The 26,095-nt window shown below is 69.6% G+C and carries 25 protein-coding genes and 1 tRNA gene; 16 read left to right on the top strand and 10 right to left on the bottom strand.

Annotation, left to right across the window (positions count from 1 at the left end):
• Positions 1-170: 170 nt before the first annotated feature.
• A complete protein-coding gene (locus tag ACK41C_RS07060) occupies positions 171-1,967 on the bottom strand; it encodes a cation:proton antiporter (protein WP_409652023.1) in 1,797 nt (598 codons plus the stop codon).
• Between the two features lie 83 nt (positions 1,968-2,050).
• Between ACK41C_RS07060 and ACK41C_RS07055 the strand changes: the two genes are divergently transcribed.
• The 5 genes from ACK41C_RS07055 (at position 2,051) to ACK41C_RS07035 (ending at position 7,302) form a co-directional block, all read left to right on the top strand.
• A complete protein-coding gene (locus ACK41C_RS07055) occupies positions 2,051-2,434 on the top strand; it encodes a DUF2946 domain-containing protein (RefSeq protein WP_409652020.1) in 384 nt (127 codons plus the stop codon).
• Between the two features lie 59 nt (positions 2,435-2,493).
• Complete coding sequence (locus ACK41C_RS07050) at positions 2,494-2,982, top strand: YcnI family protein (protein ID WP_409652018.1); 489 nt, start codon at positions 2,494-2,496, stop codon at positions 2,980-2,982.
• 19 nt (positions 2,983-3,001) lie between these two features.
• Positions 3,002-3,463 carry a copper chaperone PCu(A)C gene (locus ACK41C_RS07045; protein WP_409652015.1) on the top strand — a complete coding sequence of 154 codons (462 nt, stop codon included), beginning with the start codon at positions 3,002-3,004 and terminating at the stop codon, positions 3,461-3,463.
• 103 nt (positions 3,464-3,566) lie between these two features.
• Complete coding sequence (locus tag ACK41C_RS07040) at positions 3,567-5,201, top strand: AMP-binding protein (protein WP_409652012.1); 1,635 nt, start codon at positions 3,567-3,569, stop codon at positions 5,199-5,201.
• An 88-nt stretch (positions 5,202-5,289) separates the two neighbouring features.
• Positions 5,290-7,302: a M13 family metallopeptidase gene (locus tag ACK41C_RS07035; protein ID WP_409652010.1), complete on the top strand. Its 2,013-nt coding sequence runs from the start codon at positions 5,290-5,292 to the stop codon at positions 7,300-7,302.
• Positions 7,303-7,341: 39 nt separating this feature from the next.
• On the opposite strand, the gene ACK41C_RS07030 is transcribed toward ACK41C_RS07035, so the two are convergent.
• Complete coding sequence (locus tag ACK41C_RS07030; protein WP_409652008.1) at positions 7,342-7,590, bottom strand: hypothetical protein; 249 nt, start codon at positions 7,588-7,590, stop codon at positions 7,342-7,344.
• Between the two features lie 62 nt (positions 7,591-7,652).
• On the bottom strand, positions 7,653-8,108 hold the full coding sequence (locus ACK41C_RS07025) for an Lrp/AsnC family transcriptional regulator (protein ID WP_409652005.1): 456 nt from the start codon (positions 8,106-8,108) through the stop codon (positions 7,653-7,655).
• A gap of 132 nt (positions 8,109-8,240) precedes the next feature.
• Between ACK41C_RS07025 and ald the strand changes: the two genes are divergently transcribed.
• The 3 genes from ald to ACK41C_RS07010 all read left to right on the top strand — a co-directional run bounded on the left by ald (position 8,241) and on the right by ACK41C_RS07010 (position 10,876).
• The gene (ald, locus tag ACK41C_RS07020; protein WP_409652002.1) at positions 8,241-9,341 is read left to right on the top strand and encodes an alanine dehydrogenase; all 1,101 of its coding nucleotides are present in this window, start codon (positions 8,241-8,243) and stop codon (positions 9,339-9,341) included.
• A gap of 135 nt (positions 9,342-9,476) precedes the next feature.
• Positions 9,477-10,166, top strand: a complete 690-nt coding sequence (locus ACK41C_RS07015; RefSeq protein WP_409651999.1) for a hypothetical protein — start codon at positions 9,477-9,479, stop codon at positions 10,164-10,166.
• Between the two features lie 98 nt (positions 10,167-10,264).
• Positions 10,265-10,876 carry a hypothetical protein gene (locus ACK41C_RS07010; RefSeq protein ID WP_409651998.1) on the top strand — a complete coding sequence of 204 codons (612 nt, stop codon included), beginning with the start codon at positions 10,265-10,267 and terminating at the stop codon, positions 10,874-10,876.
• A gap of 18 nt (positions 10,877-10,894) precedes the next feature.
• Here the strand turns inward: ACK41C_RS07010 and ACK41C_RS07005 are convergent.
• From ACK41C_RS07005 to ACK41C_RS06995, 3 genes are all read right to left on the bottom strand, one after another.
• A tRNA-Ser gene (locus tag ACK41C_RS07005) sits at positions 10,895-10,984 on the bottom strand.
• 99 nt (positions 10,985-11,083) lie between these two features.
• Positions 11,084-11,527 (bottom strand): PaaI family thioesterase, encoded by a 444-nt coding sequence (locus ACK41C_RS07000; RefSeq protein ID WP_409651995.1) that lies wholly within the window; start codon positions 11,525-11,527, stop codon positions 11,084-11,086.
• 67 nt (positions 11,528-11,594) lie between these two features.
• The gene (locus ACK41C_RS06995; protein ID WP_409651992.1) at positions 11,595-13,142 is read right to left on the bottom strand and encodes a class I adenylate-forming enzyme family protein; all 1,548 of its coding nucleotides are present in this window, start codon (positions 13,140-13,142) and stop codon (positions 11,595-11,597) included.
• A gap of 188 nt (positions 13,143-13,330) precedes the next feature.
• Here ACK41C_RS06995 and ACK41C_RS06990 point away from each other — a divergent pair, with 188 nt between their 5' ends.
• The 4 genes from ACK41C_RS06990 to ACK41C_RS06975 all read left to right on the top strand — a co-directional run bounded on the left by ACK41C_RS06990 (position 13,331) and on the right by ACK41C_RS06975 (position 18,674).
• Positions 13,331-14,812 carry an AMP-binding protein gene (locus ACK41C_RS06990; protein WP_409651989.1) on the top strand — a complete coding sequence of 494 codons (1,482 nt, stop codon included), beginning with the start codon at positions 13,331-13,333 and terminating at the stop codon, positions 14,810-14,812.
• A gap of 351 nt (positions 14,813-15,163) precedes the next feature.
• Positions 15,164-16,996: a translational GTPase TypA gene (gene typA, locus ACK41C_RS06985; RefSeq protein ID WP_409651986.1), complete on the top strand. Its 1,833-nt coding sequence runs from the start codon at positions 15,164-15,166 to the stop codon at positions 16,994-16,996.
• Positions 16,997-17,000: 4 nt separating this feature from the next.
• The gene (locus ACK41C_RS06980) at positions 17,001-18,311 is read left to right on the top strand and encodes a sensor histidine kinase (protein ID WP_409651983.1); all 1,311 of its coding nucleotides are present in this window, start codon (positions 17,001-17,003) and stop codon (positions 18,309-18,311) included.
• Positions 18,312-18,314: 3 nt separating this feature from the next.
• Positions 18,315-18,674, top strand: coding sequence for a response regulator (locus tag ACK41C_RS06975; protein ID WP_409651980.1), 360 nt, complete (start codon positions 18,315-18,317; stop codon positions 18,672-18,674).
• Positions 18,675-18,825: 151 nt separating this feature from the next.
• Here ACK41C_RS06975 and ACK41C_RS06970 read toward each other — a convergent pair whose 3' ends face one another.
• The gene (locus tag ACK41C_RS06970; protein WP_409651977.1) at positions 18,826-19,281 is read right to left on the bottom strand and encodes a GNAT family N-acetyltransferase; all 456 of its coding nucleotides are present in this window, start codon (positions 19,279-19,281) and stop codon (positions 18,826-18,828) included.
• Between the two features lie 40 nt (positions 19,282-19,321).
• Here ACK41C_RS06970 and ACK41C_RS06965 point away from each other — a divergent pair, with 40 nt between their 5' ends.
• On the top strand, positions 19,322-20,488 hold the full coding sequence (locus ACK41C_RS06965) for an aminotransferase (RefSeq protein ID WP_409651974.1): 1,167 nt from the start codon (positions 19,322-19,324) through the stop codon (positions 20,486-20,488).
• Between the two features lie 116 nt (positions 20,489-20,604).
• Positions 20,605-21,306, top strand: coding sequence for a hypothetical protein (locus tag ACK41C_RS06960; protein ID WP_409651972.1), 702 nt, complete (start codon positions 20,605-20,607; stop codon positions 21,304-21,306).
• Between the two features lie 51 nt (positions 21,307-21,357).
• Here ACK41C_RS06960 and ACK41C_RS06955 read toward each other — a convergent pair whose 3' ends face one another.
• The 3 genes from ACK41C_RS06955 to ACK41C_RS06945 form a co-directional block, all read right to left on the bottom strand.
• Positions 21,358-22,122, bottom strand: coding sequence for an SDR family oxidoreductase (locus ACK41C_RS06955; protein ID WP_409651970.1), 765 nt, complete (start codon positions 22,120-22,122; stop codon positions 21,358-21,360).
• 133 nt (positions 22,123-22,255) lie between these two features.
• Positions 22,256-22,984 carry an aspartate/glutamate racemase family protein gene (locus tag ACK41C_RS06950; RefSeq protein WP_409651967.1) on the bottom strand — a complete coding sequence of 243 codons (729 nt, stop codon included), beginning with the start codon at positions 22,982-22,984 and terminating at the stop codon, positions 22,256-22,258.
• 3 nt (positions 22,985-22,987) lie between these two features.
• Positions 22,988-23,737, bottom strand: coding sequence for an extensin family protein (locus tag ACK41C_RS06945; RefSeq protein WP_409651964.1), 750 nt, complete (start codon positions 23,735-23,737; stop codon positions 22,988-22,990).
• Between the two features lie 148 nt (positions 23,738-23,885).
• Between ACK41C_RS06945 and ACK41C_RS06940 the strand changes: the two genes are divergently transcribed.
• The gene (locus ACK41C_RS06940) at positions 23,886-24,494 is read left to right on the top strand and encodes an ATP-dependent Clp protease proteolytic subunit (RefSeq protein WP_409651962.1); all 609 of its coding nucleotides are present in this window, start codon (positions 23,886-23,888) and stop codon (positions 24,492-24,494) included.
• Between the two features lie 7 nt (positions 24,495-24,501).
• Positions 24,502-26,094, top strand: a complete 1,593-nt coding sequence (locus ACK41C_RS06935) for an alpha-glucosidase (RefSeq protein ID WP_409651959.1) — start codon at positions 24,502-24,504, stop codon at positions 26,092-26,094.
• Position 26,095: the final 1 nt, after the last annotated feature.

Raw genomic sequence — 26,095 nt, 5'->3', positions numbered from 1 at the left:
CAGTTCCTTGAAAAATCTTGTAAAGCGGACGCATCGACGCACGCGCGAAGTCCCGCGCATCGGTTCGATGGTGCAAACGCACAACACATCCAGCCCCGCTCCCATCGGCGCACCCCGTGCCGCGCCGCCCGTCACAACGCCGAGCTACACTTTTGGTTCCGCCGACCGCCTCAGGCCTCCCGGCGGAACCTCCGAGTCCGTCCACCCAGCGACTCAGGACGGTTGAGCGCCTTGCGGAACTCGTCGCGACGCTCGTGCACCGAGGCGATGATCAGGCCCATGGGTACGCCGATCTCCACCAGAACGGCCTCGGAAAGCTGCAGGCTCGCCTCGACCGTTTCGGGCACGGCGTCGGTGGCTCCTAGTTCGTAGAGCCTCTGCGCCTGACGGGCGTCGCGGGCGCGGGCGACGATGGTCAGGTCGGGCCGCATGGCTCGGGCGATGGCGACGATGGCCTCCACCCCGTCAGGCGCATCCATGGTCACCACCAGGGCCGGGGCCGAATCCAGGCCGCAGCGGCGCAGGAACTCCGGCCGGGCCGCGTCGCCGAAATAGATGCGCTCCCCCGCCCGCCGCGCAGCCTCCACCAGGCGCGGGTCGCGCTCGGCCGCCACCCAGGGGATGCCGTGACGAGACAGCATCTCGCCCACCAGCTTGCCCACCCGGCCGTAGCCGACCACCAGCACCCGCGGGGGGCCGCCCCCCTCCCCCGCCTCGTCTTCGGGCGCCAGCGGCGGATCGGGGCGCAGGTTCTCGCCGCGCACCTTCCGGCCCCCGACCCGCAGGCTGAGCATGGCCAGGGCGGGAATGCACATCATGGAGAGCGTCCCGGCGACCAGCACGGTGTGGCCGAGTTCGCGGTCGATCACGCCTCCGTTCATGCCGGCGGAGAGGATCACGAAGGCGAATTCGCCCCCGCCGGCCAGCAGAAGGGCGCTCTCGGCCGCGCTGCGGGGCGGTAGGCCGAACGGCCGGGCGAGGCCGAACACGACGGCGGCCTTCAGCACCGTCACGCCCAGCGCCAGCGCCAGGACGGGGAGCGGCCGCTCCAGCAGCATGGAGAGGTCGAGCCCGATCCCCACCGACAGGAAGAAGAGGCCGAGCAGCAGGCCCTTGAACGGCTCGATGGTGACCTCGACCTCGTGCCGGTACTCGGTCTCGGCCAGCAGCAGTCCGGCGATGAAGGCGCCCAGCGCCATCGAAAGCCCGGTGAGCGCGCTGATCAGGCCGGCGCCGATCACCACGAACAGGCAGGCGGCCATGAAGAGCTCCTCGCTCTTGGCCCGCGCCACCGATCGCATGATCGGGCGCAGCAGAAGCCGGCCGAGGACGAGCAGCAGCAGCACGCCGACGGCGGCCGGGGCGAAGGCCAGCAGGACCCGGGGCGAGAGCTCCTCCCCGCCCCCAGCGCTCATCAGGGCGACCGTGACCAGGATGGGCGCCACCGCCAGGTCCTGGAACAGCAGGACGGAAAAGGTCGCCCGGCCGGCCAGGGCGTGCTGGCGCTTGTGTTCGGTCAGGATGTGCATGACCACGGCGGTGGAGGAGAGCGCCAGGGCCGCGCCGATCAGGGCCGCCGAGGGCAGCGGCAGGCCGAGCGCCACGCCGGCCGCGGCGATGGCCGCCAGGCTCAGCCCCACCTGCAGGCCGCCCAGGCCGAAGACGTAGCGCCGCATCAGCCGCAGCCGCTCCCAGGAGAGCTCCAGCCCGATCATGAAGAGCAGGAAGACCACCCCGAGCTCGCCGAGCTGGGCCATCTCCTCGGGGTCGTCGACGGTGAAATAGCCGAGCCAGGGATAGGTCCCCGACAGCGCCCCCAGGCCGAACGGACCAAGCGCCACGCCAGCCGCGAGGAAACCGATGATCGGGCTTATGCGCCAGCGCCGGAACAGGGGCACAATGACGCCGGCGGTCGCGAGAAACAGGATGATGTCCTTGTACTCGCCGGGCGAGACGTGGCCTTCCATGCCGACTCCTTCAGGGGCGAATCCAATATGCGGCGGGAAGGCGCCTTGCGTCACGCCTCGGCGCGGCCTTAAGAGCTTTATCCGTGACACGAGCCGCGGCAACGGGCGCGAAGTATCGCCGATGGGGGCTCCTCGCCGCCCTTCTCGCCCTCTTCGCCCAGGCCCTGCTGCCCGCCGCCGCCCTGGCGGCCGAATCGGCCGGGTCGCGACAAACGGTGCTCTGCACCGAACAGGGCGCCCAGCTGGTGACTCTGGACGCCCGGGGCGAGCCGCGCCAAGGCTTCGCAGGCCTGCCTTGCCAGGACTGCCTGGGTGCGACGCTCGCCGTCTTGGCTCCGTCGCCGCCGGGTGTCATCGTCGCCATTCAAGCCGCCGCCGCGCCGCCAGCCGTTTTCCCAGCCGCGCCCTGCATCGCCCGCGCACCGCCGCGCCCGCCGGGCCAGGGCCCGCCTTCCTCCCAGGCCTGACCTTTCGAACGCCGCCTGCGCGCGCCGGCGCGCTCCGTCATGCTTCCCTGGGAGACATCATGTCCCGCCCTGCCCGTGGGCTGCGCTTTGCAGCCATTCCCTTGATGTTCGCGGCGGCCGCCCCGGCCGCCGCCCATGTCGTCGCCGATCCCGCCGAAGGTCCGGCCGCCGGATACCAGGCGGTCCGCTTCCGCGTCGGCCACGGCTGCGGCCAAGCCGCCACGACCATGCTCCGTATCGAGATCCCGCCGGAGATCGCCACAGCCCGTCCCCAGCCCAAGCCGGGCTGGCGGCTGGAGACCGCGCGCGCCGGCGACCGGATTTCGGCCGTCGCCTGGCACGGCGAATTGCCTGGCGATCAGTTCGACGAGTTCGCCGTCCTATTCAAACTCCCCGCTCAGGCGGGGCCGCTGCGCCTGGCGGTCATCCAGACCTGCGGGACCGAGGAAGTGCGCTGGGACCAGACATCCACAGACGGCCCGCCACCGAAATATCCAGCGCCGAACTTCCAGGTGCTCCCCGCCGCCGGCCACAACCATCAACACTGACCTGCTCTAGGAAGCCATCATGCGCATTCTGCTCACCCTCGCCGCCGCCGCGCTCGTCGCCGGCGCCGCACACGCCGCCGACGTCCGCCAGGGCCAGATCGAGGTGTCCGCCCCCTGGTCGCGCCCCGCCGCGGCCGGAATGAACGGCGCCGGCTACATGACGCTCGCCAATCGTGGGCGCACCGCCGACCGACTGACGGCGGTGGAGAGCCCTGTCGCCAAACGGGTGGAGATCCACCGTTCGGCCGTCACGAACGGCGTGATGTCCATGCAGCGCCTGGACGACGGCGTGGCGATCGGCGCCGGCCGGTCCGTCGCCTTCGCCCCCGGCGGGAACCACGTGATGTTCATCGGCCTGACCCAGGCCCTGAAGACCGGCGACAAGGCGCCGGCCACGCTCGTCTTCCAGAGCGGCGCGCGGGTGAAGGTGGAGTTCGAGGTCCGCGCCGGCCCGCCGGCGGGCGACCACGCCCATCACTGAGGCGCTTGGCGTCGCGGCGGCGCGCGACCGGCCGCCGCGGCGTTGACAGGGCCAGGCCCCATCCTCCTTATGCCCGGCATATTTTGAGCATGGAGGAGACGTCTTGGTTTGGAATTACGCCAACCTGTGGGAGGCCGTGGCCGCGGCGATTCCTGAGAAGCCCGCCCAGATCCAGGGCGACCGCACCGTCCTCTGGCGTCAGTTCGACGCCCGGGCCAACGCCTTGGCCCGCTTCCTCGTGGAGCAGGCGGGGCTGGGCCGCCAGGCGAAGGTGGCGGGCTACCTCTATAATGGGCCGGAGTACCTGGAGAGCTATTTCGCGGCCTTCAAGGCCGGCCTCGTGCCCTTCAACACCAACTACCGCTACGGCGGAGACGAGCTGGCCTATCTGTTCGACAACGCCGACGCCGAAGCCGTGGTCTTCCACGCCTCCTTCGCCGAGACGGCCGACAAGGTGCGAGGGCGCCTGCCGAAGGTGAAGGCCTGGATCGCCGTGGCAGAGCCCGGCCATCCGGCGCCGGATTGGGCCGTCGACTACGAGAGCATCGCGGCGCAGGGCGCGGCGCGCTACGAGGCGCCTTGGGGCCGGTCGGCCGACGATCTCGTCTTCATGTACACCGGCGGCACCACCGGCATGCCCAAGGGCGTGATGTGGCGCCAGGAAGACCTGTTCAAGGGCCTGGGCGGCGGCGCGAACCTGCTGCTGGGCCTGCCGCCGCTGGAAACCGTGGCCGAGGCCGGCGAGCGCGCCGCGCGCGCGGCGGCCGGCCCCGAGCCGCAGCAGATCACCATCCCAGTGGCCCCGCTGATGCACGCCACCGGTCAGTTCATCTCGTTCGGGGTGCTGGTCTCCGGCGGGGCGGTGGCGACCCTGCCCTCGCGCAGGTTCAATCCCGTCGAGCTGTTCGACGAGGTGGAGCGCCTGGGGGTCTCCGGCCTGATCATCGTGGGGCCCGCCTTCGCCGCCCCGATGCTGGAGTGCCTGGAGGCCAATCCCGGCCGCTGGAAGATGCCCAGCCTGAGGCGGATCGTCTCCTCCGGGGCCATGTGGGGAGCTGAGAACAAGCAGGGCCTGCTGAAGCACCTGCCGCATATCATGCTGATGGACAGCCTGGGCTCTTCCGAGGCCCTGGGCCTGGCGGCCTCCACCTCCGGCGGCGGCGCGGCGGCCGGCACGGCCAAGTTCGTCACCGGCCCCAATGCGGCGGTGTTCACCGAGGAGGGCGAGCGGGTGCAGCCGGGCTCGGGCGTCCGCGGCCTGGTGGCCGTCGGGGGCCACACCCCGATCGGCTACTACAAGGACGAGGAGAAGTCGGCCAAGACCTTCCGCACCTTCGAAGGCCGCCGCTGGAGCGTGCCGGGCGACTGGGCGACGGTGGAGGCCGACGGCTCCATCACCCTGCTCGGCCGCGGCTCGCAGGTGATCAACACCGGCGGGGAGAAGGTCTTCCCGGAAGAGGTCGAGGAGGCGCTGAAGAAGTATCCCGGCGTGCGCGACGCCGCCGTGGTCGGCGTGCCCGACCCGCGCTTCGGCGAGCGGATCTGCGCCGTCGTCGACTTCACGGGCGACGCGCCGCCTTCGCAGACCGAGATCGCCGCCCACGTGAAGGGCCTTCTGGCCGACTACAAAGCCCCGCGCGAACTCGTCCTGGCGCCGGTGGTGCGGGCGCCGAACGGCAAGCTCGACTACAAGGGGGTCCGCGCCCAGGCGCTCGAGGCGCTCTCCGCTAAGGCCTGAAACGTAACAAAAAAGTAACGTGCGTTTCGCGGCGCGGCCGGTTCACGGTCGCGCCGCTTTTTATCGCTCGCTCAAGGTACGCCCCTTCATGAGAACCTTCTGGCTCGGCGCGGCTTCCGCAGCCGCCCTGATCTGCGCCCAGGCCCCGGCGCTGGCCGCCGACGACCTTTCCCAGGCCCCCCGCATGGGGACCTGGGGCTTCGACCTGGACGGCCGCGACGCCGCGGTGAGCCCGGCCCACGACTTCTTCGAATACGCCAACGGGACCTATCTGAAGAACCTGGAGATTCCGGCCGACCGGTCGCGGTTCGGCGCTTTCGACGCCCTTTCCGAACTCTCCCAGGCGCGGATGCGCGCGGTGGCCGAGGCCGACACCGGCAAGGTCGGCGACCTCTACGCCAGCTTCATGGACGAGGCGCGGGTGGACGCGCTCGGCGCCCAACCCATGGCGGCCGACCTGGCGGCGATCCGCAATGCGAAGTCCCGCTCGGACCTCGCCCGGCTGATGGGCGCCTCCATGCGCGGCTTCGGCGGCTCTTTCTTCGGAGCCTATGTCTATGACGACGCCAAGGCGCCGGACACCTATGCGGCCTACCTCTTCCAGAGCGGCCTGGGCCTGCCCGACCGCGACTATTATCTGGAGGAGCGGTTCGCCGCCCAGAAGGCCGCCTATCAGGCCTATGTCGCGAAGCTGCTGACCCTCTCCGGCTGGGAGAACGCCGACGCCAACGCCCAGGCCATCGTCGACCTGGAAACCGAGATCGCGCGCGCGTCCTGGACCCGGGCCGAGCGGCGGGACGACGACAAGACCTACAATCCTGTGGACGCGAAGGCCCTGGCGAGCTTCGCCCCGGGCTTCGACTGGAAAGCGTTCCTGCAGGGCGCGAAGCTCTCCAAGGCCGATCGGGTGATCGTGGCCGAAAACACCGCCTTCCCGCAGATCGCCCAGATCTTCGCCAAGGCGCCGGTGGCGACGCTGAAGGCCTGGTCGGCCTTCCACCTGGCCGACCAGGCCGCGCCCTATCTCTCCAAGGACTTCACCCTGGCCCGCCATGAGTTCCGCGACAGGGCGCTGTCGGGCCAGCAGGCCGAGCGTCCACGCTGGAAGCGGGCTGTGACCCTGGTCGACACCGGCCTGGGCGAGGACCTGGGCAAGGCCTATGTGGCCGCCTACTTCCCCGCCGACAGCAAGACCAAGATGGAGGCGCTGGTCGCCGACCTGCGCACCGCCATGCACGGCCGCATCGAGAAGCTGGACTGGATGGGCCCGGAGACCAAGGCCAAGGCCTTCGAGAAGCTGTCGAAGTTCCGGGTGAAGATCGGCTATCCGGACAAGTGGCGCGACTATTCGGGCCTGGAGATCCGCCGCGACGACCTCTACGGCAATGCGGAACGCGCCTTCGCCTTCGAGTGGGACTATCGGGCGGCGCGGCTGGGCGGGCCGGTGGACCGCGAGGAGTGGGGCATGACCCCGCCCACCATCAACGCCTACTACTCGCCCACCAAGAACGAGATCGTCTTCCCGGCCGCCATCCTGCAGCCGCCCTTCTTCGATCCCGACGGCGATCCGGCGATCAACTATGGCGCGATCGGCGGGGTGATCGGCCACGAGATCACCCATGGCTTCGACGACCAGGGACGCAAGTCCGACGGCGACGGCCGACTTGCCGAATGGTGGACCGAGGAGGACGCGGCCAAGTTCCAGGCCCAGGCGACGAAGCTGGGCGCGCAGTACTCCGCCATCGAGGTGCTGCCGGGCGCGAACATCAACGGCGACCTGACCATGGGCGAGAACATCGCCGATCTGGGCGGACTGCTGCTGGCCCTGGACGCCTACCGGCTGTCGCTGAAAGGCCAGCCGGCGCCGGTGATCGACGGCCTGACCGGCGACCAGCGCGTGTTCCTCGGCTGGGCGCAGGTGTGGCGCGGCAAGTACCGGGACGACCGGATGCGCCAGCAGCTGGTCGCCGATCCGCACTCCCCGCCCAAGTACCGGGTGAACGTGCCGGTGAAGAACATCGACGCATTCTATGAGGCGTTCGGCGTCAAGACGGGCGACGGCATGTACGTCGCGCCCGAGGAGCGCGTGCGCATCTGGTAGCCGGCGTGCGGCGCCCCGGCGACGGGGCGCCGCCCATCCTCAGTGCTTGTGGCCCGAGGCCTCGTGGGCCGTGCGCCAGGCGACGAACTCCGGCCCGTCGATCTTTCCATCGGCATTCTTGTCGGCCTTGGCGAACTCCGCCTCGGGCAGCTTGTGGGCGACCCACTCGGCCTTGCTGATCCGGTCGTCCTTGTCGGTGTCGGCCGGATGGATGAACCGGCCCTCGGCGGCGCCAGCGGCGACGGCGGATCCAGCCAGCAGGGCGGCGGCGATGACGATGACGCGCATGGGGATGCTCCTCGACAGCTCCCTGCGAACCTGACGCCCGTCCGTGGCGGAATTGGGCCCGGTCAACGCACCGGCAGGGCGGTGCGGCGCACCACCGTGCGCAGGGCGATGGAGGAATTGACCCGCGTCACGCCGGGCAGGCGAGTGAGCACCGTGGCGTGCAGCCGCTCCAGATCCTCCACGTCGGCCGCCACCAGCCGCAGGATATAGTCGGCCTGGCCGGCCATCAGGTGGCACTCCATGATCTCCGGCGCCTGGGCGACGGCCGTCTCGAAGGCGGTCAGCAGGTCCTGGGCCTGGCTCGCCAGGGTGATGGAGACGAACACCGTCAGGCCCAGCCCGACCGCAGCGGGATCTACATTGGCCGAGTAACCGGCGATCACGCCCCGCGCCTCCAGCGCCCGCACGCGGCGGAAGCAGGCGGACTCCGAAAGATGGGCCGCCTGGGCCAGTTCAGCGTTGGTGGCGCGGCCCTCGCGCTGCAGGTGGCGCAGCAGGGTCTTGTCTGCAACATCCATGTCGGTTGCAGATTTCGCCACTTCTACCACCTTTCACGCAAGATCATTGCGAGACCCTGCGCCGAACCTCGTTCGATTTCAAGGTTTCTCCCTCTTGGAGGCGTATGATTTTCAAAACGGCAGGAGGAAGCCATGCGGATCGGCACCGTCACCGAAATCAAGCCCCTGGAGCGCCGCGTCGGCCTGACGCCGGCGGTCGCCTCCACCCTCGTGGCGCACGGCCATGAGGTCTTCGTCCAGTCCGGCGCGGGCGCGGGCGTGGGCCTTTCCGATGCGGACTACTCCGCCTGCGGCGCGCAGATCCTCCCCGACGCCGACGCCGTGTTCGCCGCCGCTGAGACCATCGTGAAGGTCAAGGAGCCGCAGGCCGTCGAGATCGCCCGGCTGAAGCCGCACCACGTGCTCTTCACCTACCTGCACCTGGCGCCCGATCCGGAGCAGGCCCGCGGTCTGATGGCCTCGGGCTGCACGGCCATCGCCTATGAGACCATTGTCGACGAAAAGGGCGGCTTGCCGCTTCTCACCCCGATGAGCCAGGTGGCTGGCCGCATGGCCGCCCAGGTGGGCGCGGCCAATCTGCTGGCTCCGGCCGGGGGGCGCGGCCTGCTGATGGGCGGGGTGCCGGGCGTGGCGCCGGCCAAGGTGGTGGTCCTGGGCGGCGGCGTCTCCGGCTTCAACGCCGCCGAGATCGCCGTCGGCATGCGCGCCGACGTGACGATCATGGACATCTCGCCGGCCAAGCTCGCCATGCTCGACGCCCATTTCGAGGGCCGGGCCAAGACCCTGCTCGCCTCGCGCGGCGCCCTGCTGGAGCTGCTGCCGACCGCCGACCTCGTCATCGGCTGCGTGCTGGTGACCGGCGCCGCGGCGCCCAAGCTGATCCGCCGCGAGGACCTCAAGCTGATGCGGCCGGGCTCGGTGCTGGTGGATGTCTCCATCGATCAGGGCGGCTGCTTCGAAACCTCCCGGCCGACCACCCACGCCGACCCCACCTATGTGGTCGACGGCGTCGTCCACTATTGCGTGGCCAACATGCCGGGCGCGGCCCCGCACACCTCCACCTATGCGCTCAGCGCCGCCACCACCCCCTACGTCCTGGCGCTCGCCGACAAGGGCGTGGAGCGCGCGCTGACCGACGATCCCGGCTTCGCCTCGGGCCTGAACGTGAAGGCCGGCAGGATCGTCCACCCCGCTGTCGCCGCCGCACTGGACCTTCCCCCGGTCGCGGCCTGACTCGCCGGGGGACGGGCTCCTCCCCTCCTCCCGCCCGTTCCCCGGCGCTTTCTCTAAACCCGCCCGCCGCGCCCCAAGGTTGAACCCTTCGGGCTCCCGCCCTAGCCTACCCCCGGGCTAGCGGGGGGATGGGGCATGCGGCGGATTCTGGCGGCCTTGGCGGCCATGGCGATCTTGGGCGGGCCGGGGGCGGCTCAAGCCCAGCCGATGACCGAGCGCACCCAGAAGCTCACGCTCGAGCCAAAGCGGGTGAAGGGTCTCCTCCTCGGCTACGGCTACGACCTGGCGGAGTTTTCCGGCGAGGTGCGGACGCGGGCCTCCAGCGCCCGGGCGGTCGGCATCTTCTCCTCCGACAGCGCCAAGACCGAGTTCACGGTGGCCTCGCCCCATCGCTCCGAGCCCATGACCGCGGCCTGCGCCGGCGGCCAGAGCCGCACCGCCTTCGCCTGGATCGAGTTCCAGCGCGAAGACCTCGCCTATATCTGCGAGTTCGCCGGCGGGCCGCCGGATGCGAGCTTCGCCCTGGCGCTCTCCAAGGGCGGGCTCGCCGCGCGCCTCTACCAGCCGCAGCGCGCAGCCGAGATGACCTGGAACGGCGCGACCCTGCGCGCCCGCACCGCCCGCATCGCGGGCTCGGTCCCGTTCGGCTCGGGCGGGGTGCTCTCCTATGTGGTGACCCGCGACGGCGAGGAGATCGCCGGCCTGGTGCGCGGAGCGCTGAAGCCCACCTTCTACCTTCCCCCGGAAGGCTCGCCAGACCGCGAGGCCGCCGCCGTCCTTCTCCTGGCGCTCTACACCTTCGCCGACCCGGCCGATCGGAAGTGAGCGCGGATCAGGTGGCGCTATGTTCTATATTTGTTCTTTATCGCCGCTTCCGCGACGCCTAAGGTCAAGCTCGACCATAGGTGGCGCGGGAGCGGGACATGGGGCTGAACGTCAGCTGGATCGCGGTGAAAGGGCTCGGCCGAGCCGAGGTGCTGGAACGGCTCAAGGCGACCGAGCTGGAAGCTGTCGAGGACGAACTGGCGGCGGAGCTCGCGCTGGCGGAACTCCCGGGCGGTTGGCTGCTCGTCTTTGCGGACGATTCGGAGTTCGCGTCCGAGGACCTGGCCGCCGAGCTCTCGCAGGGCGGATCGGCCGTCGCCTGCCAGATGAGCGAAACCACCATGTTCAGCGGTGCCTGGCGCTACGACGACGGCGCACACGCCTGGTCGGTGACCCATGATCCGGCTGAAGACGAGGTCACAGAGGCCGGGCAGGCGCCCCCGGCCCTGACGGCCATCCTGGACGCCTGCCGCAAGGACGCCGCCGCCGGATCCGACGAGGCCGATTACTTCTTCGACGCGCCGATCCGGCTGAGCACGGAGGTCTGCGGCTATTCCCCGCCCGGCCATGAGGACGGAGCCGCGCCGAAGCTCTCCTGGCGCGCCCTGGACCGTGAACCCCCGGCCCGTAGGTTCGAACGTCCGGTCCGGAGCCGCGAACGGCCGGCTCGGAAAGGCGGCCTACTCAGCTGGCTGTTCGGCAAGCGCTGACGGCTGCGATCCGAGAAGTGGCGGAGAGGGAGGGATTCGAACCCTCGATACCCTTGCGAGTATGCCGCATTTCGAGTGCGGTGCTTTCAACCGCTCAGCCACCTCTCCGTGAGACGACGCGGGGCGCTTCAGGGGCGCCCCGGCGAGCGAGGCGCGGAACCTACTCATCTGCTCCCGCCCGCGCAAGTGCCCCGTCGGGGCGGCGTTTCAACGCGGATAGAGCACCATCTGGGTGCAGCGGAAGAGGGCGATGGTCTTGCCGGTTGCGGCGTGCCGGGCCTCGGCGTCCCAGACCTGGGTCATACGGCCGCCGTGGAGCAGGCGCGCCTCGCATTCCACCATATCGCCCTCCCGCGCCGTACCGAGGAAGTTCGACTTCAGCTCTATCGTGGTGAAGCCCGTCCCGCCTTCGGGCAGGGCCAGCCGGCAGCCGTAGCCGGCGGCGGAGTCCAGCAGGGCGATGACGCTGGCCGCGTGCATATAGCCGTTGGGCGCCATGTGCCGGCGCGCCACCACGACCCGGCTCTTCAGATAGCCGTGGCGGGCCTCCAGCACCTCCAGACCAAGCTCGCCCGGGAGGAAGCCCGCCTGCATGCGGTTCAGCCCCGCGGCGACATCCGGGTCGGCGAGGTCGGGAAAGGTTGCGGACATGGCGAGGCTCCTCTGCAGCTTCGCTGCAGGTGGGAACCGGCCGTTGCGGAAGGCAAGGCTCGGACGTTCAGGCGGTCGCCGCGCCCCGATACCCGTCGCGCAGCTCGCGCTTCAGCACCTTGCCGATGTGGCTGCGGGGCAGGCCGTCCACCAGCTTCAGGTCGGCCAGGCGCTGGGTCTTGCCTAGGCGCTCGTTGACCCAGGCCTTCAAGGCCTCGGCCTCGATCTTCTGGCCGGGCTTCAGGGCCACGAAGGCGACCGGGGTTTCGCCCCACTTGTCGGACGCCACCCCGACGACCGCGGCCTCCAGCACCGCCTCGTGCTTGACGATCTCGGCCTCCAGGTCGGACGGGTAGATGTTGAATCCGCCCGAGATGATCATGTCCTTCTTGCGGTCCATGAGGGTGAGGAAGCCATCCTCGTCGAACCGGCCGACATCGCCGGTGCGGATGTAGCGCAGGCCTTCCGGGCTCCACCATTCGGCCTCGGAAGTCTTCCCCGGCTGGTTGTGATAGCCGACCATCATGGCGCCGGAGCGGCCCACCACCTCGCCGATCTCGCCTTGCGGGAGCTCCTGGCCGTCCTCGCCGATCAGGCGGATGTCGTGGCCGGGCAGCGGCTTGCCGACCGTGTGCAGCTTGTCCGGATATTCGTGGGCGACGAGGCCGCAGGAGCCGCCGCCCTCGGTCATGCCGTAATATTCGATCAGGCCGCCGGGCCAGCGGTCGAGCACCTGGCGCTTCAGCTCGGCCGAGAAAGGCGCCGAGGTCGCGAACTTCATGCGGTAGCTGGAAAGGTCGTAGCTATCGAAATCCGGCCGCTCCAGAAGGCGGCGGTACTGCACCGGCACCAGCATGGCGTGGGTGGCGCGGTGCTTCTCCGACAGCTTGAGGAACTGCTCGGCGTCGAATTTGGGCATCAAGACCGCCGTGCCGCCGTTGGAGATGGTCGGCAGGTAGGAGACGAGGGTGGTGTTCGAATAGAGCGGCGTCGAGATCATCGTCACCGAGTCCTGCGGATAGACCCCGCGGCGGATCTGGCCCCAGCGCATCCTGTGCGGCTGGACGATGCCTTTGGGCGCGCCGGTGGTGCCCGAGGAATAGATGATGTTGAAGCCCTGGTCGGGGTCGATCTCGACCGGCGCAGGCCGGGCGCCCGCCGGCGCCAGCCAGGCCTCGAAGGCCTGGCCGGCGTCGGAGCCGTCCAGCGCGATGCGCGTCGCCGAGATCTCACCCGCCACGTCCTGCAACTGCTTGGCCACGCCGGAGTCGAGGAAGAAGATCCGCGCCCCGCAGTCCTTCAGCATCATCGCCAGGCTTTCCGGCGTGGAGGACGGCGCCAGCGGCGCCACCACGGCGCCGGCCCGCAGGATCCCGAAGAAGGTCGCGCCGTATTCGACCGAGGTGGTGGCGCAGACCGCCACCGCCTCGCCCGTCTTCACGCCGTCGCGCTGCAGGGCCGCGGCGATGCGGTCCATCAACTCGTCCAGTTCGCGGTAGGAGATCGTCCGGTTGGCGTCGACCAGGGCGGGCTTTTCGCCGAGCTCGGCCGCTTGGGCGCGGATCACGTCGGCGAGGGTCCCGAAATCCTGGGCAAGCAGCTCTTCGGCGGTCATCGGCGCATCCTCAAACGAGTGTTCAAAAGCTGGCGGCCACATAGGCCGGAATTCCACCCTCCGGCAATCGGTCCTTGCCTCGCCGCCGCGCCGCGGGGGAAACTGCATGGCGGCGCCCCCGGATTTCGAGCGCCGCGCAATATTCGAAGGGCCGGCAGAGCCTCCTCATTTTGGGACGAAACGACAGCATGAGCGATGAGATGATCTCCCTGGGCGCCAAGCTCGCCCAGCTGGCGGGGGAAAAGCCCGACGCCCCGGCGGTGACCTGCGGCGAGACCACCCTCACCTATTCGCAGTTCCACAAGCTCTCGAACCGCGTCGCCCGCGGCCTGGCGCAGCATGGGGTGAAGCTGGGCGACCTGGTGACCCTGGGTCTGCCGAACTCCACCGACTTCGCCGTGGCCTGCTGGGCGATCTGGAAGCTCGGCGCGACCCCGCAGCCCGTCTCCTTCCGCCTGCCCAAGAGCGAACTGGAAGCGATCATGGAGCTGGCCCAGACGCCGGTGGTGATCGCCGAGTTCGACCATCAGATCGACCGCCCGCGGCTGTCGGTCCCCGACCTGCTGGCGCTTTCCGACGACGACAGCGACCTGCCCGACGCCGTGGCGCCGGTCTCCAAGGCGCCGACCAGCGGCGGTTCCACCGGGCGACCGAAGCTGATCCTGTCCGGGCAGCCGGGCGTGACGGCGAAGGTGACGCCGGAGGTCGGGGGCTGGCGGATGAAGCCGTCTTCGGTCTGCGTCCTGCCGGCGCCGCTCTATCACAATGCCGGGTTCGGCATGATGATGGCGGCGTTCAGCGTCGGCGCGCACATGGTGCTGCTGCCGCGGTTCGAGCCGGAGGCGACGCTCGCCGCCATCGAGAAGAACCGCGCCACCTGGATCTATCTGGTGCCGACCATGATGACCCGGATCTGGCGGCTGCCCGAGGAGGTGCGGGCGAAGTACGACCTCTCCTCGCTCGAGACCCTCTGGCACCTGGCCGCGCCCTGCCCGGCCTGGCTGAAGGAGGCCTTCATCCACTGGGTCGGCCCCGAGACGGTGATGGAGCTCTACGCCGGCACCGAAGCCCAGGCGGTGACCACCATCTCCGGCGCCGAGTGGCTGGAGCACCGGGGATCGGTGGGCAAGGTCACGGTCGGCGAGATGATCGCGGTGGGCGAGGACGGAAAGCCCCTGCCGCCCGGCGAGGTGGGCGAGATCTATATGCGCCGGCCCGAGGGCGCTCCGCCCTCGTACAAATATATCGGGGCCACGGCCAAGACCCTGCCCGGCGGCTGGGAAAGCCTGGGCGACATCGGCTGGTTCGATGAGGACGGCTATCTCTATCTGGCCGACCGCCGCACCGACATGATCCTGGTGGGCGGCTCCAACGTCTATCCGGCCGAGATCGAGGCGGCGCTGGAGGAACACCCGGCGGTGCAATCCTGCGCCGTCATCGGCCTGCCGGACGAAGACCTGGGGAACAGGGTCCACGCCATCGTCCAGACCAAGGGCGCCTGCGACGAGGCGAGCCTGCGCGCGCACCTGGCGGAGAGGCTCGTCACCTACAAGCAGCCGCGCTCCTACGAGTTCGTGGACGAGCCGCTGCGTGATGATGCGGGCAAGGTGCGCCGCACCGCCCTGCGCGACGAGCGCATCGCGCGCCTGAAGCCGCAGCAGCCGGCCTGAGCCGGGCCGCGGGCAAAAAAAAGCCGGGCCCGAAGGCCCGGCAGTTCATTAGGGAGGAAACGCCCAGGAAGGGCAGAGGCGTCAGCGACGCCTCACAGTTCAAACATATACTGTGCGGCGCACAAAACAACAAGCAAAATCGTATAGCGGCTATCACATTTTCTGGGGTCGCCGAAAAGAACCGTTACAAAACAAGGGTTCCAAACGACAGCCCTTCCAGCGCCGCCGTGTTGCAGCGCACAACACCTTCACCGCAGCGTAAGGCGGCGCGGTGAGAAGGCGCTGGCTTAAAGGCCGCTGGTCGCCTACAAGCGCGCGCTTTCCCAGATAGGCCGCCTCCTCCCCAATTCAATGTCCCTCCGCAACATCGCCATCATCGCCCACGTCGACCACGGCAAGACCACGCTCGTCGACCAGCTCCTCGCCCAGTCGGGCGTCTTCCGCGCGAACGAGGCGACGGTCGAACGCGCCATGGACTCCAACGACCAGGAGCGCGAGCGGGGGATCACCATCCTCGCCAAGTGCACCAGCGTGCTGTGGAACGGGGCGGCGGGGGAAACCCGCATCAACATCATCGACACCCCCGGCCACGCCGACTTCGGCGGCGAGGTGGAGCGGATCCTGGGCATGGTGGACGGCTGCGTCCTCTTGGTGGACGCGGAGGAAGGCGTCATGCCCCAGACCAAGTTCGTGCTGGGCAAGGCGCTGAAGATGGGCCTGCGCCCAATCCTGTGCCTGAACAAGGTCGACCGCGCCCACGCCGACCCGGACCGGGTGCTGAACGACGCCTTCGACCTGTTCGCCGCCATGGGCGCGACGGACGAGCAGCTGGACTTCCCGCACATCTACGCCTCGGGCAAGAACGGCTGGGCGACGCTCGACCTCGCCAAGCCCAACGACAACCTCGCCCCGCTCTTCGACCTGATCGTCCAGCACGTGCCGCCGCCCAAGGCCGAGGCGCGCAAGGACGAGCCCTTCCAGATGCTGTCGGTCCTGATCGAAAGCGACCCGTTCCTCGGTCGCCTGCTGACCGGCCGCATCGAGGCGGGCAAGGCCGTGCCGGGCCTAGCCATCAAGGCCCTGTCGCGCGACGGCAAGGAGATCGAGCGCGGCCGGATCACCAAGGTGCTGGCCTTCCGCGGCCTGAAGCGCCAGCCCATCGACGACGCCGAGGCCGGCGACATCGTCGCCATTGCGGGCCTCTCCAAGGCGACCGTGGCCGACACCCTGTGCGCCATGGACGTCAACGAGGCCCTGCCGGCCCAGCCGATCGACCCGCCGACCATCTCCATGACCGTGTCTGTCAATGACAGCCCCCTGGCCGGGCGCGAGGGCGACAAGGTGCAGAGCCGGGTCATCCGCGACCGCCTGCTGAAGGAAGCCGAGTCCAACGTCGCCATCCGGGTGACCGAGACCGCCGAGAAGGACGCCTATGAAGTCGCCGGCCGCGGCGAACTGCAGCTCGGCGTGCTGATCGAGAGCATGCGCCGCGAGGGCTTCGAGGTCTCGATCAGCCGTCCGCGCGTGGTGTTCAAGACCGACGAGGAGACCGGCGAGCGCCTGGAGCCCATCGAAGACGTGATGATCGATGTGGACGACGAGTTCACCGGCGTGGTCATCGAGAAGCTGTCGGCCCGCAAGGCGGAGCTGAAGGACATGGGCCCCTCCGGCGCGGGCAAGACCCGGATCAGCCTGATGGCTCCGTCGCGCTCGCTGATCGGCTATCAGGGCGAGTTCCTGACCGACACCCGCGGCTCCGGCGTGCTGAACCGCGTGTTCAGCCACTATGAGCCCTACAAGGGCGCGATCGACGCCGGCCGCAAGGGCGTACTAGTCTCCAATTCCGACGGCGAGACCGCCGCCTACGCGCTCTGGAATCTCGAAGAGCGAGGGGTGATGTTCGTCGGCGCCGGCGAGAAGACCTACCAGGGCATGATCATCGGCGAGAACGCCCGGGCCGACGACCTGGACGTCAATCCGATGAAGGCCAAGCAGCTCACCAACGTCCGCGCCTCGGGCAAGGACGAGGCGGTGCGCCTGACCCCGCCGCGCCGGCTGACCCTGGAGCAGGCCATCGCCTATATCGAGGACGACGAGCTGGTGGAGGTGACGCCCAAGTCGATCCGCCTGCGCAAGAAGGTCCTCAACCCGTCGTTCCGCAAGCGCCGGACCAAGGAGGACTAAGGCCATGGCTCCGGGCGATCTTGCGAACGACGCAGGGTCCGCCCGCCAGGCGGCGCGCGAGCGAGCCTTCCGGCTGCTGGCGGCGACCGTGGCCGCTCTGCTCGGCGCCTTCGCCTGCCTCGGCGCAGCCTTCCTCTGGTACGACCGCAGCACCGGGGACCTGATCCACACCCACGAGGTCCGATCCGGCATCGCCGACGTGCTGCAGGCGCTGACCGACGCGGAATCCAATCAGCGGGCCTATGTCCTCACCGGCGACCGCACCTTCCTGGACAGTCTCGAAACCGCGCGCTCGGAAGCCCGCCGGCGCCTGGAGGCGCTTGAGGCCCTCACCCGCGAAGACGCCGAACAGCAGGCGCGCCTGGAGACCCTGCGCGGCCTGATGGACCGTCGCCTGGCCATCGTCGAGGAGACCGTCCGCCTGCGCCGGGACGCCGGCGACGCGGTCGCCGCCATCCGCGTGATCCGCGCTGGCGAGGGCCGCCGGGCGATGGAGGCGATCCGGGCGATGGTCGCCGAGCTGGAGGCCCAGGAGGCCCGGTTGGCCCGTGATCGGGCGCGGCAGGTGGCCGGCGTCCGCTGGCTCGCCGGTACGGCGCTGGTCGCCTTCGCCCTGATGCTGGCGGCCCTGTTCGCCAAGGCGATGCGCGACCTCAACCTGGATCGCGAGGCGGAGGTCGAACGCGCCGAACAGTTGCGGGCGTTGGTGGCCGAACGCACCCTGCTGATCGACGAGGTCAATCACCGGGTGAAGAACTCGCTGCAGCAGATCGCCAGCGTGGTGCGGCTGCAGGCGCGCGGCGCGCGCGAACCGGCGGCGCAGGAGGCGCTGGAGAAGACCCTGGACCGGATCATGGCGGTCGGACGCGTGCACGAGCAGCTCTATAAGGGCGGCGACAAGGTCGGTGTGTTCGACGCCGGGGCCTATGCCGAGAACCTGGCTCGCGACCTGGTGGCCTCGCTCGGCCGCGAGGATGTGGAGCTGGTCACCGAGGTCGAGCCGGCCCCGCTCGACATGCGCCAGGCCGTGCCGCTGGCCCTTATCCTTAACGAGCTGGTGACCAACGCCTTGAAGTATGGATGTCCGACCGGTAGGGCGGGCCGCATTCAGGTAAGCCTGCGCGCCGACGGTGAAGCCTATCGCCTCCGCGTGGCGGACGACGGCGACGGCCTCCCGGCGGATTTTGCGCGGGATGGAAGGAAGGGCTTGGGCATGCGCGCCATCGAAGCCTTGGCGAAACAGCTCGGCGGGCGTCTCGATGTGGAACGGCCGGCGGCTGGCGCGGCTTTTGCCGTGGCCTTCCCCAGGAGCTGACCCATGCGCATTCTCGTTGTGGAAGACGACGCCCTCATCGCCCTGGACATGGTGAGCCTGCTGGAGGATCTGGGGCACGAAGTGGTCGCCGAGGCCGCCGACGCCAACACCGCGCTGGAACTGGCGCTGGGCGAGGCGCCCGACCTGGCCCTGGTCGACATCCGCCTGGCCCGCAACACCGACGGCGGCCAGCTGGCGCGGCAGCTCTACCAGCTCCTGGGCGTGCGCTCCCTCTTCGTCTCCGGCTCCATCACCGAGACCTTCCGGCACGAGATGGAGGCGATCAATCCGGTCGGCTTCCTTGGCAAGCCGGTGACCCGCCGCACCCTCTGCGAAGCCCTGGGCACGGCGACCCAGCACTGAGGGCCGCCGCCTCGTCCCTGATCCTCCCCCAGCGCGCAACGCGGTTGGGGGCTTGGCGCGGCAGCGCCGAGAGGGAGGCTGCTGAGGTAAAGTCCCCTCTCAATCAGCTCACTGACAGCTCCTCCAGGGGGGAGCGTCTCCAGCGCCGACTCTAGCTTAGAGGCAGCTCCATCCAGACGTCGCAGCGGGCGTAGGGCGTCTCGCGCGGCGGCAGGTCGCGGAAGCCGCTCGCGCGATAGAGCGCCAGGGCCGGGCCGAGGGCGGAATTGGTCTCGAGATACAGGCGCGGAGCGCCGAGTTCCCGCGCCTTGTCGATGCAGGCCTGCATCAGAGCCTTGCCGAGGCCTGTGCCCCGGGCGGCCTCCGAAACCGTCATCTTGGCCACCTCGAAACCGCCGTCGGTCATGGGAATGAGGCCGACGCAGCCGATCGCCTCGCCCTCCCGTTCGCCCATGAAGATGTAGCCGCCCTTGGCGACGATCTGACCGACGGGATCGTCCAGGACCTGGCGGTCCTTGGGCTCGATGGTGAAATGCCTGGAAATCCAGGCCTCGTTGAGCGAGCGCCAGGCCTGGGCGTGGCGGGGTTCGAAGGCGACGATCCGCATGGCTGCGATATTGGCCCGCAAGCTGTGCTAGGCAAGCGCCATGGCCAATCCGATCTTCGCCAGCCTGCCGACCACCATCTTCGAGGAGATGAGCGGCCTCGCCCGCGAGCTGGGCGCCGTCAATCTCGGCCAGGGTTTCCCGGACTCCCCCGGGCCGGAGGCGATCCGGGCCAAGGCGGCTGACGCCGTGCTGAACGGCTACAACCAGTATCCGCCCATGGCCGGCCTGGCGGAATTGCGCCAGGCGGTCGCCCGTCACTATGGGCGGACGCAGGGGCTCGACCTCGACTGGGCGGAGGAGGTCACGGTCACCTCCGGCGCCACCGAGGCGCTGGCGGCGGCCTTCCTCGGCCTGATCCGCCCAGGCGACGAGGTGGTGGTCTTCCAGCCGCTCTACGACGCCTACCTGCCGCTGATCCGCCGCGCCGGGGGGGTTCCGCGGCTGATCACCCTGTCGCCCCCGGACTGGCGGTTCACCCGAGAGATGCTGGAGGCCGCCTTCACGGCCAAGACGCGCTTCGTGGTGCTGAACAACCCGATCAATCCGACCGGCACGGTGATGGCCGAGGCCGACCTCGCCCTGCTCGCGGAATTCTGCGTGGCCCACGACGCGGTGGCGATCTGCGACGAAGTCTGGGAGCAGGTGGTGTTCGATCAGGCGCGGCACCGCCCGCTGATGGCCTTCCCCGGCATGCGCGAGCGGTGCGTGAAGATCGGCTCGGCGGGCAAGATGTTCGGCCTGACCGGCTGGAAGGTGGGCTTCCTCTGCGCCGCGCCGCGCCTGACCCGGGCGCTTTCCCGCACCCATCAGTTCCTGACCTTCACCACCCCGCCGAACCTGCAGGCGGCCATCGCCTTCGGCCTGGATACGCCCGGCGATTGGTTCGAGGCTATGCCGCGGGCGCTGCAAGCCTCGCGCGACCGGCTGGCCGAGGGTTTGCGCAGCGAGGGCTTCGTCCCTTTGCCGACGCAGGGCACCTATTTCCTGAACCTGGATCTCCCCGCCTCCGGCGTGGACGAGCCCGACCGCGCCTTCGCCTTCCGTGCGGTCAAGGAGGCCGGCGTGGCGACGATCCCCGTCTCCGCCCTCTACGAACAGGACCCCGTGACCACCATCCTGCGGCTCTGCCTGGCCAAAGAGGACGCCACGCTCGACGCCGGCGTCGAGCGGCTGGCCAAGGCGCGGGACCTAAGCCGGCGGCGATAAAAGCCGGGTGTGCGGCATGGTTTACGCATCCCGCACAGGTTGTCTGCGTTTCCCGCTCGGCGCGACATGCGCCAATGTCCGGACCTGACCCGGACTCCGGCTTGAGGGACAATCCGATGACTATCCGTGTGCGCCGCGTGACGACCGTCGCTCTGGCGGCCCTGACTCTGACTTCGGCCGCGGCCGCCGGCTCGGCGGCCCAGGCGCAGGACTACGGCGCGCAGCCGTGGGAGCGCTACGGCTCGGCCGATCCCTGCCACCGGACGGCGGGCAACCGGGCGCTGACCTGGGGCGTCATCGGGCTTCTGGCGGGCGCGACGGCTGGCGGGGCGGCCGCCGGCGCGGGCGTGGTCGCCGAGGGCGCGTTCCTGGGCGGAACCGTGGGCGCCATCGTCGGCGCCAAGGCCGGCCACGCCTCGGCGGCCTGCGGCACGGCGCGGGACCCCTACGCCTATTGGAACCACCCGGCCTATCGCAGCCACAACGGCCAGGCGCCCTCGCCCTACTACGCCAACCCCTATGCGGCGGAAGGCGCGGACTACGGCTATGACGACGCCTATCGCGGCGGCTCGCGCTACGAATACCGCTCGAGCTACGCCTATGACAGCCGCGACTACGACCGCCGCCGGTACGATCCGTGCTGCGACTATCGGCGTGACGGCGACGGTTATGGCTACAAGCGCCGCTACGAATACGACCGCTACGACTACGACCGGTCGGTGGACTCCTACGAGTCCCGCTACAGCTACGATTCCCGCTACGACGACGCGCCGCGCTACGAAGAGCGCCGCTATCCGCCTTCGCGCTACGAGCGGTAGTCGCAAGGTCCGCCCCGACAGCCACTTGGGGGGCCGGGGCGGAACGTCAGGTCAGCAGGTCGAGCCGCCGTCCACCACGATGGCCTGGCCCGTCATCCAGGCCGCCGCCGGCGAGGCCAGGAACACCGCGGCGCCGGCGATATCGTCCGGTTCGCCCAGGCGGCGCAGGGGGGTGTTGGCGCTGGAGCGCTTCTCGGCCTCCGGCGTGTCCCAAAGCGCGCGGGCGAAGTCGGTCTTCACCAGGCCCGGCGCGATGCAGTTGACGCGGATGTTGTCCGGCCCGAGTTCCACGGCCAGGTTGCGCGCCAGCTGGAAGTCGGCCGCCTTGGAGATGTTGTAGGCGCCGATCCCGGTGGAGCCGCGCAGGCCGCCGATCGACGAGATGATGATCACCGCCCCATCCTTCCGCTCGCGCATCTGGGGGGCGACCATCTGGATCAGCCAGTTGTTGGCGATGATGTTGTTGTCGAGAATCTTGCGGAACGCCTCGTCCGAGATCTGCGACATCGGCCCGAAGAAGGGGTTGGTGGCGGCGTTGCAGACCACGATGTCGATCTTGCCGAAGGCCTTGTTGGTCTCGTCGACCAACCGCTGAAGGTCCTCCTTGGAGGAGATCGAGGCCGGGACGGAGATCGCCTGGCCCGGATGCTTCTCGTTGATCGCCGCGGCCACCTCATCGCAAGGGCCGGCCTTGCGGGAGGAGATCGTCACCTTGGCGCCCTGCTCGGCCATGCGTTCGGCGATCGCCCGGCCGATCCCCCGCGACGACCCGGTGATGACGGCGACCTTGCCGGTCAGATCGAACAATTGGCCCATGGCGCTCTCCCTTGAAACATCCGTTTGAAATCCGCCGGCCATTTGCGGCGCCGCCCGACGCGGGGTCAAGCGCCGAGGCCGGCGGGACTTGGCGGACCGGAACAAACGAGCATTAACCCAGCGGTAACTATGGTTAAGATTTCGAACCAAGGGTGAACGGGCCTCGTCCCACGGCCGTCGCCAAGGCGGCGCGGGCCAGCAGCCGCGTGGAATCCAAGGTCGGCAGGGGCGAGTTGGCGTCGTCCAGGATCAACGGGATTTCGGTGCAGCCCAGCACCACCGCGTCGCAGCCGCGCTCGCCCATGCGGCGGACAAGTTCGACGAAATAGGCGATCGAGGCCGGCCTGAAGACGCCGAGCACCAGCTCCTCCATGATGATCCGGCCGATCTCCGCCCGCTCGTCCGGCTCGGGACGCAGCCAGGCAAGGCCGTGGGCGGCGAGCTTCTCCGGATAGACCTCGCTTTCCACCAGCCAGCGCGTGCCGGTGAGCGCCAGCCGGCGGAATCCGCGGCGCGCAGCTTCGGCGGCCACCACCTCGGCGATGTGCAGCCATGGCCGCGGGGAGCGGCTTTCGATCCGCGGCAGGGCCTGGTGGATGGTGTTGTCGGGGCAGATCAGAAAGGCCGCGCCGGCCGTAGCGAGCTTTTCGGCCGAGGCCAGCATCAGCTCCCCGACGCCGTCGAGGTCGCCGGCCTCCAGCCGCGCGACGTACTCGGCCAGGGACGGGGTGTGCATGGTGATCTCGGGGTGAGCATGCGGCCCGAGGAAAGCCGGCGCCTCGGCGCAGAGGGTGCGATAGCAGAGGGCCGCGCCCTCGGCCGAGCAGGCGACGATCCCGATGTGGGCCGGAGAGTCGGTCATGCCCTAACGGCACACGCGATGGCGGCCGAAGTCCAGATGCAGGTGATCGCGATGGGCGGCGTTGTAGTCGGGGCCGAGGACCGCCCGGAACCAGCCGCAGGCGTCTGCGCGCGCCCGGCGCAGAAACCGGCCCTCCGGGGTTTCGGCCCGATAGTCGGAGATCACCCGCACCGTCCGCCCGTCGGAGAGGCGAAAGGCCGTCACGTCGATGGCGTTGGCGAAGGCGTGCTCGCTGCGGCGCGCCTCGGCGCGGTTGTAGACATTGCGGCAGGCGTAGGTTCCCACGTGGTCCACGCGCACGACGCGGGCTCCCGCCAGCTCGCGGGCGGCCGGCTGCAGGCCGTGCCGGTCCCAGAAGGCGTAGGCCAGGGCCTGGGGGCAGGTCATCACCGGCGCGGCCGGCGCAAGCGGGGTCGTCCCGCCACGCAGGCGCACGGCGTTGAGTTGGGCGCAGCTTCCGTCGACCCGCTGCGGAACCTCGACGAAGTCCACCCCGCCCTCGGCGAGGATCCGACGGCAGGCTTGGCGGTCCTGCGCCGCGCCGGCGAACTTGAAGCCGGTGGCCCATCCCGGCGGGTCGGCCAGGCGCAGCGGTTTCCACGGCAGGTCCTGAGGCGGGGCGAAGGCGTCGACGATCCAGGCGAGCGCGATGGCCAGGAGGGCGAGGTCGAGCAGACTCGCCCAAAGCGCCGCCCAGCCGAGCGCCTCGGGCGAGCTTGGAGGAATGCGGGAAAGACGGGGAATGCGCGCCACCCTGGCCCAACGGATTGTCGCGGCGCAGGTTCGGCGGCGAAGGCGGCGGCCTTAAGACGAAGCCAATCTGCATCGGTTTGAGCATCGCCCCTTGCGGACCGACGCCCGGCGTCGCACGTTCCGCCCAAATTCGACGGAGATCCGACTGATGCGTAACTGGCGCCTGGACGAAGACGGCGAGGACGAGACCGCCCGCAAGCCCGACATGCCGATGACGGCGGGGCCCGTCCAGAACGCGCTCTTCCGCTCGCGCACCGTGCTGGTGTTCGGCGAGATCGACATGCGCCTGGCCGAGCGGGTCACCGCCCAGCTCCTGGCGCTGTCCAACGAGAGCGAAGAGCCGATCAAGGTGGTGATCAACTCCCCGGGCGGCCACGTGGAGAGCGGCGACACCATCCACGACATGATCCGCTACTGCGGCCCCCAGGTGAAGGTGATCGGCACCGGCTGGGTGGCCTCGGCCGGGGCGCACATCTTCCTCGGCGCGACCAAGGAAAACCGCCTCTGCCTGCCCAACACCCGTTTCCTGTTGCACCAGCCGATGGGCGGCGTGCGCGGCCAGGCCTCGGACATCCAGATCGAGGCCGAGGAGATCGTGAAGATGCGCGAGCGGGTGAACCGCATGATCGCCAAGGAGACCGGCCAGCCCTACGAGAAGATCGTGAAGGACACCCAGCGGAACTTCTGGATGGGCGCCGAGGCGGCGGTCGAATACGGGCTCGTCTCGCGGATCATCCATCGCGCTGACGAGGCCTGAGGACGCGATGGGCCAGCCCTGGTGGAAAGGGGCGGTGGTCTATCATGTCTATGTCCGCAGCTTCTTCGACAGCGACGGAGACGGCCAGGGCGACCTGAAGGGCGTCCTGGCCCGGCTGGACTACATCCAGACGCTTGGGGTGGATGCGATCTGGCTCTCGCCCATCCACCCGTCCCCCAATCGCGACTGGGGCTACGACGTCGCCGATTTCGATGGGGTCCAGCCCGACTACGGGACTCTGGACGATTTCGAAGCGCTGCTGAACGCTGTCCATGAACGGGGCATGCGGCTGATCCTGGACGAGGTGCTCTCCCACACCTCCGACGAGCACGCCTGGTTCGTCGAGAGCCTGACCGGCGGCGCCGACGGGCCCAAGGCCGATTGGTACGTCTGGGCGGACCCGAAGCCGGACGGTACGGCGCCGAACAACTGGCTGTCGGTGTTCGGCGGGCCGGCCTGGTCCTACCAGCCGGCGCGCCGCAAGCACTATCATCACAAGTTTCTGCGTCAGCAGCCGAAGCTGAACTGGCGGAACCCCGAGGCTCGCGAAGCGGCGCTGAAGGTGCTGGACTTCTGGCTGGAGAAGGGGGTGGACGGCTTCCGCCTGGACGTCGCCGGCACCTATCTCCACGACGCCGACCTCACCGACAATCCGGCCGTGCCGATCGAGGCGCGGCGGAACGCCCACTGGCGTCATGCGGCCGACCTGCAGCGGCACATCCACGACTCCAACCTGGAGGAGAACGTGGAAATGCTCGACCTCATCCGGCGGCGGGTGGAGGCGCACGGCGACCGCTTCGTCTTCGGCGAGTTCTCCGAGGAGGAGGAGCGATGCGGCGCCTATCTCGGGGCGCACGAAGGCCTGCACTCCGGCTACACCTTCGTCATGCTTCTGGCCCGGCGCCTGGGCCCGAAGTTCGTGCGCGACCACGCCGCCACCCTGGCGCGGTTCCCGGACCATTGGCCGACGGTCTCCTTCTCCAACCATGACGTGCCGCGCACGGCGAGCCGCTTCGGCGGCGGGCCGGAGGTCGCGCGCCTGATGTTCGCCCTGCTCATGGCCCTGCAGGGCACGGCCCTGATCTATCAGGGCGAGGAACTGGGCCTGCCCCAGGCGAGCCTCGCCCGCGACCAGCTGCGCGATCCGGTCGGCGACCTCTACTGGCCCTATGACGGTGGGCGCGACGGCTGCCGCACGCCCATGCCCTGGACTGAAGGGGTCAATCTCGGGTTTTCGACCGGCACGCCCTGGCTGCCGGCGGCGAAGGAGCACGCCGGGCTTTCCGTGGCGACCCAGGCCTCCGATCCGGGCTCGATGCTCGCCTTTGCGCGCGCCATGATCGCCCTGCGCAAGGCCCATCCGGCGCTGAAGGTCGGAGAGATGCGGATGCTGGAAACCCCAGACCCGGTGCTGGCCATCGTCCGCCGCGGGAGCGGCCAACAGATCGCCTGCCTCTTCAACATGGGCGCCGAGGCCGTGACCCTCTCCGACGAGCGACTCTCGGGGGGCGCGCTGCTGGCGCCGCAGACCGGCGAGATTGACGCATCGCAAGGGGCGCTGCGGCTCGGCCCCTACGCTGCGGGCTTCCTGCAACTCTGAC

The sequence above is a fragment of the Phenylobacterium sp. genome, assembly GCF_046290725.1.
Lineage (GTDB): Bacteria > Pseudomonadota > Alphaproteobacteria > Caulobacterales > Caulobacteraceae > Phenylobacterium.
Note: the sequence above shows the minus strand (reverse complement) of the source record. Positions and strands in the feature narration are given on the sequence as shown.

Coding starts and splice junctions, on each gene's coding strand:
- ACK41C_RS06955 (WP_409651970.1), bottom strand. CDS start 22,122: ATGGGCCAATTGTTCGATCTGACCGGCAAGGTCGCCGTCATCACCGGG.
- ald (WP_409652002.1), top strand. CDS start 8,241: ATGCGGATCGGCACCGTCACCGAAATCAAGCCCCTGGAGCGCCGCGTC.
- ACK41C_RS06965 (WP_409651974.1), top strand. CDS start 19,322: ATGGCCAATCCGATCTTCGCCAGCCTGCCGACCACCATCTTCGAGGAG.
- ACK41C_RS07035 (WP_409652010.1), top strand. CDS start 5,290: ATGAGAACCTTCTGGCTCGGCGCGGCTTCCGCAGCCGCCCTGATCTGC.
- ACK41C_RS07010 (WP_409651998.1), top strand. CDS start 10,265: ATGGGGCTGAACGTCAGCTGGATCGCGGTGAAAGGGCTCGGCCGAGCC.
- ACK41C_RS06960 (WP_409651972.1), top strand. CDS start 20,605: ATGACTATCCGTGTGCGCCGCGTGACGACCGTCGCTCTGGCGGCCCTG.
- ACK41C_RS07045 (WP_409652015.1), top strand. CDS start 3,002: ATGCGCATTCTGCTCACCCTCGCCGCCGCCGCGCTCGTCGCCGGCGCC.
- ACK41C_RS07000 (WP_409651995.1), bottom strand. CDS start 11,527: ATGTCCGCAACCTTTCCCGACCTCGCCGACCCGGATGTCGCCGCGGGG.
- ACK41C_RS06970 (WP_409651977.1), bottom strand. CDS start 19,281: ATGCGGATCGTCGCCTTCGAACCCCGCCACGCCCAGGCCTGGCGCTCG.
- ACK41C_RS07025 (WP_409652005.1), bottom strand. CDS start 8,108: ATGGATGTTGCAGACAAGACCCTGCTGCGCCACCTGCAGCGCGAGGGC.
- ACK41C_RS06975 (WP_409651980.1), top strand. CDS start 18,315: ATGCGCATTCTCGTTGTGGAAGACGACGCCCTCATCGCCCTGGACATG.
- ACK41C_RS06990 (WP_409651989.1), top strand. CDS start 13,331: ATGAGCGATGAGATGATCTCCCTGGGCGCCAAGCTCGCCCAGCTGGCG.
- ACK41C_RS06935 (WP_409651959.1), top strand. CDS start 24,502: ATGGGCCAGCCCTGGTGGAAAGGGGCGGTGGTCTATCATGTCTATGTC.
- typA (WP_409651986.1), top strand. CDS start 15,164: ATGTCCCTCCGCAACATCGCCATCATCGCCCACGTCGACCACGGCAAG.
- ACK41C_RS06995 (WP_409651992.1), bottom strand. CDS start 13,142: ATGACCGCCGAAGAGCTGCTTGCCCAGGATTTCGGGACCCTCGCCGAC.
- ACK41C_RS07030 (WP_409652008.1), bottom strand. CDS start 7,590: ATGCGCGTCATCGTCATCGCCGCCGCCCTGCTGGCTGGATCCGCCGTC.
- ACK41C_RS06940 (WP_409651962.1), top strand. CDS start 23,886: ATGCGTAACTGGCGCCTGGACGAAGACGGCGAGGACGAGACCGCCCGC.
- ACK41C_RS07060 (WP_409652023.1), bottom strand. CDS start 1,967: ATGGAAGGCCACGTCTCGCCCGGCGAGTACAAGGACATCATCCTGTTT.
- ACK41C_RS06980 (WP_409651983.1), top strand. CDS start 17,001: ATGGCTCCGGGCGATCTTGCGAACGACGCAGGGTCCGCCCGCCAGGCG.
- ACK41C_RS07050 (WP_409652018.1), top strand. CDS start 2,494: ATGTCCCGCCCTGCCCGTGGGCTGCGCTTTGCAGCCATTCCCTTGATG.
- ACK41C_RS06950 (WP_409651967.1), bottom strand. CDS start 22,984: ATGACCGACTCTCCGGCCCACATCGGGATCGTCGCCTGCTCGGCCGAG.
- ACK41C_RS07015 (WP_409651999.1), top strand. CDS start 9,477: ATGCGGCGGATTCTGGCGGCCTTGGCGGCCATGGCGATCTTGGGCGGG.